Here is a 7,127-nt window from a genome sequence, read left to right on the forward strand (position 1 = left end):
AGCGGCCCATGACGGGTTACCCGCGCCATAGGCAGGCACCCGCCACAATGGACGGACCACGCCATAGAAAGGCGCCCGCCACGGGGACGGGCGCCCGAAGCGCTACATCTGGGAGAGCTTCTCGCTCAGCAGCTGGTTGAAGAGCTTAGGATTACCCTTGCCACGGCTCTCCTTCATGCACTGGCCCACGAGGAAGCCCACGACCTTGGTGTTGCCGCCGCGGTACTGCTCGACCTGCTCGCCGCAACGCGCGAGCACGGCGTCGACCACGGGCTCGAGCGCGCCGGTATCGCTCACCTGGCGCATACCGCGCTCGTCGACGACCTTCTCGGGGTCGAGGTCGGTGCCGTTGACCGCGTCGAGTACCTCGCGCGCCTGCGCGAACGAGATGGCGTCGCCCGCGAGCAGAGCGCTGATCCCCGCGACCTGGGCGGGCGTGAGCGCGTCGTAGGCGGGCGCGAGGTTCACCATGACGTTGCCCACGGTGACCATGGCCTTCTCCGGCGCGAGTTTGCATGCCTGCTCGAAGAACTCCGCCGTCACGGGGTCGCCAGCGATCTGCTCGGCATCCGCACGCTTGAGGCCGTACTGCTCGCAGAAGCGGTCGCGCTTGGCATCCGGCAGCTCTGGGATCTCCGCGCGGCACTCGTCGATGAACTCGTCCGTGAGGTCGAACGGGGCGAGGTCCGGATCCGGGAAGAGACGATAGTCGTCCGCCGTCTCCTTCACGCGCATGACGACGGTGCGTTTGCGACTGGGCTCCCAGTGGCGCGTCTCCTGGTAGATGACGCCGCCCTCCTCGAGGACCTCGGCCTGGCGGCAGATCTCGTACTCGAGGCCGTCGTGCAGGGCCTTGAACGAGTTGAGGTTCTTGAGCTCGGTCTTCGTGCCGAGCTTCGTCTCGCCGCGGCGGCGCAGGCTGACGTTGCCGTCGCAGCGCATGGAGCCCTTCTCCATCGAGCAGTCAGAGATGCCCAGCGTCAGGAACACGCGGCGGAGCTTCTCCATGAACAGGCGCGCCTCCTCGGGCGTGCGGAGGTCGGGCTCGGTCACGAGCTCGATCAGGGGCGTGCCGCAGCGGTTGTAGTCGACGAGGCTCTCCGTCGCGCCGCCGATGCGGCCCTCCTCGCCGCCCACGTGGACCATCTTGGCGGCGTCCTCCTCCATGTGGATGCGCAGGATGCGGATGGGCACGGTGTAGGAGCCGTCCTCCGCGCGCTCGGGAAGCACGAGGTTGGCGGTGTCATAGGTGCCCTGGCTCGAGGCCTTGGGACGAGCGGCGCCGCCCTCGGGCAGGTGGTCGCTCATGGCGGTCGAGAGGCCCACGGCGTTGGCGCTGGCGCTCGCGAGGCTCTGGGCCTCGGCCTCGCCGAAGGCGCACTCCGGGCGCTCCGCCGCGCCACGGCCCGTGACCTCGAGGTTGAGGTGGCCGTGCATGCAGAAGGCGACGGGACCCTGCGTGGTCTGGAAGTTCTTGGCCATATCCGGGTAGAAGTAGTGCTTGCGGTAGAACATGCTGTGGCGCATGATCTCGCAGTTCGTGGCCAGCCCCGCCTTCACGATCGACTGGATTGCGCGGCGGTTGGGCACGGGCAGCGCACCCGGAAGACCCAGGCAGACGGGGCACACGTTGGTGTTGGGCTCGTCGTCGTGGGACAGGTGGCAGTTACAGAACATCTTTGTGTCGAGCGTGGTGAGCTCGGTGTGGATCTCGAGGCCGATCACGGCCTCCCAGTCCTGGAGAACGTCGGCGAGCTTCTTCATGCGAGCTCACCCCCCTTCCCGGCGAAGTCAGGAGCGACGGCGAGCGCGGGCGAGCCGTCCGCGTGGCCCGCGGCGGCAGCAGCGCCCTTCTCCACCGCACGCGCGAACGTGAGCAGGCGGCGGTCCTGGAACGCCGGGCCCACGAGCTGGGCAGACGTGGGCAGGCCGGAGTCCGCACCCAAGCCCAGCGGCACCGAGACGCCGCCGTTGCCGGCGATGTTGATGCTGATGGTGTAGAGATCCGAGAGGTACATCTGCGTGGGATCGGAGATCTCGCCGAACTTGAACGCCGTGCGCGGACTGGCCGGCATCAGGATGACGTCGACCTTCTCGTAGGCAGCGGCGTAGTCGCGCGTGATGAGGGTGCGCGCCTTCTGGGCGGCGAGGTAGTACTTCTCGTACACACCGCTGGAGAGCAGCCAAGCGCCAAGCATCTGGCGACGTTTGGCCTCCGTGCCAAAGCCGTGCGCGCGAGAGAGAGAGCTCTGCTCGGCCAGGGTGGCGCAGTTGGGCTCCTGGTAGCCGTAGCGCACGCCGTCGAAGCGGGCGAGGTTGGAGAAGGCCTCGCAAGGGCCGAGGACGTAGTAGGCGGCGATGGCGGCGTCGAGGTTGGGAAGCTCCACCTCGACGAGCTCGGCGCCCTGTGCCTCGAGCGACTTGGCGGCGGCGGTGACGGCGGCGCGGACCTCGGGCGTGAGGCCCTCGGCGTCCATGAGCGCCGGCACGATGCCCACGCGCCTGCCGGCCACGCCGTCCTCGAGGTGCTCGAGGAAGTCAACCGGGCAGTCCTGGCTCGTGGAGTCGCGCGGGTCGCGACCGGGGCCCGTGAGCGCGTTCATCGCAAGCGCCACGTCTGCCACGCTGCGGCCGAAGGGGCCCACCTGGTCAAGCGACGAGCCGAACGCCACGACGCCGTAGCGCGAGACCGCGCCGTACGTGGGCTTCATGCCGACGACGCCGCACAGGCTCGCCGGCTGGCGGATCGATCCGCCGGTGTCAGAGCCCAGGGCGAGCGTGACCTCGCCGGCGGCGACGGCCGCGGCCGAGCCGCCCGAGGAGCCGCCGGGTACGCGCTCGAGGTCCCACGGGTTGTTGGTGCGGTGGAACGCCGAGGACTCCGTGGAGGAGCCGAAGGCGAACTCGTCCATGTTTGCCTTGCCGATGGGCAGGCAGCCCGCATCGAGCATGCGCTGGACGCAGGTGGCGGTGTAGACGCTCTCGTAGTTCTCGAGCATGCGGGAGGCGCAGGTGGTGCGCGTGCCCACGAGCATCATGTTGTCCTTGATGGCGAGCGGCACGCCGGCGAGCGGCGGCAGGGGCTTGCCGGCCGCGCGGTCCGCGTCGATGCGGGCAGCGGCGTCGAGGGCGAGTTCCGGCGAGACCTGGAGGAACGCCTGGACGGCGCCCTCGCGCGCCTCGACGGCGTCGAGCGCGGCGTGGGCGACCTCGGTCGCGGTGAAGTCACCGGCGGAGACGCCCGCGGCAATCTGGGCGGCGGAGAGGGTGTCGAGGGTAGCCATTACTGATCACCTCCGAGGATGGAGGGCACGCGGAAATAGCGGTCACGCGCGCTGGGGGCGTCGAGCAGGGCGTCCTCGATCGAGAGGCCCGGCGTCACGACGTCCGCGCCCATGACGTTGGAGAGGTCTCCGATGGGGTGGAACGTGGGCGGGACGTCAGCCTCGCCATACTGAAGGACGGGCTCGAGCACCCCCGTGATGGCGCCGTTCATGTACGCCGTCATCTCGGTGAGCTCTTCGTCCGTGAGGGCAATGCGGACGTAGTCCGCGATACCGCGCACGTCGCGTTCGCTTAGTGCCATGTGGCCTCCCATACATAGTGGTTAACCCTGCCATTCTATGGCACCTTGCGCGCTTATGGCCGCGGGCCGGCCGTTTGTGTCTGTACGGTAACAGTGCGGCGGAGGGCGGCACGTCCTAGCTCGCGCGCACGCGCCTGGCCGCGGCCGCCAGCGCAGCGCCCGTAAGCGCGACGAGAGCTGCCGCTGAGATGAGCACCGCCTGCACGCCAAACGCATCCGCAAGCACCGGCGCCGCGAGCAACGGCAGCGTGCCCGACACGCTGATGCCCACGCGCATGAGCGCACTCACGCTGCCGAGGTGGCCCAGCTCGCAGTTGCGCTGTGTGAGCGTCACGCGCAGGGGCATGATCATGCCGTTCGCTGCCCCGAGGACGAGCTGGCCGGCAGCAGCGCACCACACGAGCGGCGTCGCCGTGTAGAGCACCGCCCCCAGGCCCTCCGCCACAAGCAGACCGCACAGCACCGGCAGCGTTACGCGGCGCGTGGGCACGCGGCCGGCAAGGATAGACCCCACCGTGGCACCCACGCCCACGATCGCCGTAAGCCAGCCCATCCACTCGGCACCAACGCGAAGCACGTCTCGGTAGAAGAGGCTCTCAAGCGAGTCGAACGCGCCAAAGCCAAGGTTGCCGAGAAAACACACGGCAAACAGCACGATGAGCGCCGGGTTCGCCACCGTAGCGCGCACGCCATCCGCCACGCGTGCGAGCAGGGAGGGCGTGGTCTGCCCGCTGTCCTGCGGGTGCTCGGGACGAACGCGCTCGCGAAGGCACAGCGCAACGAGCACGCCAAGGACGGATGTCACGGGCAGCACGACGAACACGAGGCGGCTGTCGGTCACGTCGGCGATGGCGCCGGCAAGCAGCGGTCCTGCGATGACGGCAACGAACGTCACCACGCTGTTGAGCGAGTTCATGCGCGCGAGCAGGACCTCGTCGTTCGTGAGATAGCGAGGAAATGTCTCGACGGCTGTCGATGCCGCGGCACCGGCAAGTCCCATCACGATTGCCACAACCAGCAGCGACGCCATGCAGACGGGCATGGCGAGCACGACGGCGGCCGCGGCGAGCGGCAGCGCCAAAGACGCCACGAGCACAATCCTCGGCCCCACAGCGTCAATGAGGGCACCGGCAGCCGAGTACCCCACAAGCATCACGACATTCATCACGAACACGAGCGCCGAGACCTCTGCCGCGCCCGCATCCAGCACGTAGGTGGCGCAGCCGATGATGCCCACGAAGTAGACGGACTGGAATCCCAGCTGGTTGAGAAAACACGCTGCCACAAGCCGCCTGAGCGTCGCGTCCACGAGCAGCCCCCCACTTGAGCGTTCATTTCTCGACGCATTGTAGCGCGAGGCCGTTGCCGACCATGTCGCAAGGGCACCGCCATTCGTAACGACACCGCCATTGCGTGGCGTTAATGCACGCTCAGCGGCTCTCCAGCGTGCAAAAACGCCGCGGCATCCGCGTCGGCATGCAAAAACGCCGCGGCATCCGCGTCGGCGTGCCGAATCGCCCCGCCATCCGCGGCAACGTGCATAAGCGCTGCCCCGATTGCGCCGGTGTGCCGTAACAACACAGCCATTGCTGTAGCGTTTATGCATGCTCAGTGGCTCTCCAGCGTGCATAATCGCCGCACCAGCCGCATCGGCGTGCCGAAACGCCGCACCAGCCGCGCCGTCCACCTCGGCAAATCACACAACCAACAACCTCGGCCAGCTATTTCTCAATTCTAGTGTTAATACCGGTTAACTAGTGGTATATATCTACAAGGGAAACAACGAGGGCCGCCCAGCCCCAGTCAGGAGGTAACGCATATGAGCGAAATCATCGACGTCTACGGCCGTCAGGTACTCGATTCGCGCGGCAACCCCACCGTCGAGGTCGAGGTCACCCTCGGCGACGGCTCGCACGGCCGCGCCATCGTGCCGTCCGGCGCATCCACCGGCGAGTTCGAGGCGGTCGAGCTGCGCGACGGTGACAAGTCCGTCTACGGCGGCAAGGGCACGCTCAAGGCCGTCGCCCACGTCAACGACGAGTGCGCCGACGCGGTTCTCGGCATGGACGCTACGGACCAGCGCGGCATCGACGCGGCCCTCATCGCCGCGGACGGCACACCCAACAAGGGCAACCTCGGCGCCAACGCCATCCTCGGCGTTTCACTCGCCTGCGCCCGCGCCGCGGCCGAGTCCGTGGGTCTGCCGCTCTACCGCTACTTGGGCGGTCCAAACGCCCACACCCTGCCCACGCCGATGATGAACATCCTGAACGGCGGCGTCCACGCGGACAACAACGTCGACTTCCAGGAGTTCATGATCATGCCGGTGGGCGCCCCCACCTTCTCCGAGGCGTTGCGCTGGTGCACCGAGGTCTACCACACGCTCAAGGGCGTCCTCTCCGAGAGCGGGCACGCCACGGGTGTGGGCGACGAGGGCGGTTTCGCACCCGACCTCAAGACGAACGCTGAACCCTTTGAGTGGATCGAGCGCGCCGTCGAGAAGGCCGGCTACAAGCCCGGCGAGGACTTCATGTACGCCATGGACCCCGCCACCTCGGAGTGCTTCAACAAGGAGACAGGCCTCTACGAGCTCAAGGGCGAGGGCCGCACGCTCACGAGTGACGAGATGATCGACTACTGGAGCGAGCTCATTGGCCGCTTCCCCATCATCTCGATCGAGGACGGCCTGGCCGAGGAGGACTGGGATGGTTGGACCAACCTCACGCGTGCCATCGGCAACAAGGTGCAGCTCGTGGGCGATGACCTGTTCGTGACGAACAAGTCGCGCCTCGAGAAGGGCATCAAGCTGGGCGCCGCCAACGCGCTGCTCATGAAGGTGAACCAGATTGGCTCGCTTACCGAGAGCCTCGAGGCTATGGCGACCGCCGAGCGCTACGGCTATGCGCAGGTCGTCTCTCACCGTTCCGGCGAGACCGAGGACACCACGATCGCCGACATCGCGGTTGCCACGAACGCCGGCCAGATCAAGACCGGCGCCCCCTGCCGCACCGACCGCGTCGCCAAGTACAACCAGCTGCTCCGCATCGAGGACGAGCTGGGCGACGCCGCGACCTACGCCGGCATGAGCCCGTTCCGATTCCTGAAGTAACGGCTTTTCGCCTCTGCGGCGCGCTCACCGCCGCAGAGGCCCCTTGGGAGCCGAGTCGAAAGCAGAGATGTCGCATCTCTCCCGCATAGACTCGGTCGGGCGAACTCGGCTCCGACTCGTCTCCCAAGGGGCCAAACAGCTCCGTGAGTCTTGCTTTACCCGATGTTCGTGGGCCCTCTCCCCCGCGAACTAAAACCTCCGGGCGGTCGTGTCCCAGCACGTCGTCCACGAGGCCGCGTGTCCCCGCGCGCGAGTCTCAACCCGGAGCGTCGTGTCCCCGCACACGCTCCCCAGGCGCCCGCGTGTCCCCGCACGAGGGCTGTCTCTTATACACATCTCCGAGCCCACGAGACGAGCATCCATATCTCGTTTGCCGTCTTCTGCTTGAAAATGTGGGGGGGGGGGGGGGGGGGGGGGGGGGGGGGGGGGGGG

At 67.7% G+C, this 7,127-nt stretch carries 5 protein-coding genes; 1 reads left to right on the plus strand and 4 read right to left on the minus strand.

All coding sequences use genetic code 11. The features are described from left to right. Positions 1-102 precede the first annotated feature (102 nt). The 4 genes from gatB to ACTQ1Z_RS08210 form a co-directional block, all read right to left on the minus strand. Positions 103-1,764 (minus strand): Asp-tRNA(Asn)/Glu-tRNA(Gln) amidotransferase subunit GatB, encoded by a 1,662-nt coding sequence (gene gatB, locus ACTQ1Z_RS08195; RefSeq protein ID WP_441860150.1) that lies wholly within the window; start codon positions 1,762-1,764, stop codon positions 103-105. Further along, positions 1,761-3,284, minus strand: a complete 1,524-nt coding sequence (gatA, locus tag ACTQ1Z_RS08200) for an Asp-tRNA(Asn)/Glu-tRNA(Gln) amidotransferase subunit GatA (protein WP_441860152.1) — start codon at positions 3,282-3,284, stop codon at positions 1,761-1,763. Before gatA ends, gatB begins: the two co-directional genes overlap by 4 nt. Beyond that, positions 3,284-3,586, minus strand: a complete 303-nt coding sequence (locus ACTQ1Z_RS08205) for an Asp-tRNA(Asn)/Glu-tRNA(Gln) amidotransferase subunit GatC (protein WP_441860154.1) — start codon at positions 3,584-3,586, stop codon at positions 3,284-3,286. The genes gatA and ACTQ1Z_RS08205 overlap by 1 nt, the downstream gene beginning before the upstream one ends. Before the next feature lie 115 nt (positions 3,587-3,701). Beyond that, positions 3,702-4,871, minus strand: coding sequence for an MFS transporter (locus ACTQ1Z_RS08210; RefSeq protein WP_441860156.1), 1,170 nt, complete (start codon positions 4,869-4,871; stop codon positions 3,702-3,704). A 534-nt stretch (positions 4,872-5,405) separates the two neighbouring features. Between ACTQ1Z_RS08210 and eno the strand changes: the two genes are divergently transcribed. Further along, positions 5,406-6,695 carry a phosphopyruvate hydratase gene (gene eno / locus ACTQ1Z_RS08215; RefSeq protein ID WP_343004860.1) on the plus strand — a complete coding sequence of 430 codons (1,290 nt, stop codon included), beginning with the start codon at positions 5,406-5,408 and terminating at the stop codon, positions 6,693-6,695. The last annotated feature ends 432 nt before the right edge of the window (positions 6,696-7,127 follow it).

It is taken from the genome of Parolsenella sp. LCP21S3_E11 (assembly GCF_052118165.1).
GTDB lineage: Bacteria > Actinomycetota > Coriobacteriia > Coriobacteriales > Atopobiaceae > Parolsenella.

Coding starts and splice junctions, on each gene's coding strand:
- gatB (WP_441860150.1), bottom strand. CDS start 1,764: ATGAAGAAGCTCGCCGACGTTCTCCAGGACTGGGAGGCCGTGATCGGC.
- gatA (WP_441860152.1), bottom strand. CDS start 3,284: ATGGCTACCCTCGACACCCTCTCCGCCGCCCAGATTGCCGCGGGCGTC.
- ACTQ1Z_RS08205 (WP_441860154.1), bottom strand. CDS start 3,586: ATGGCACTAAGCGAACGCGACGTGCGCGGTATCGCGGACTACGTCCGC.
- eno (WP_343004860.1), top strand. CDS start 5,406: ATGAGCGAAATCATCGACGTCTACGGCCGTCAGGTACTCGATTCGCGC.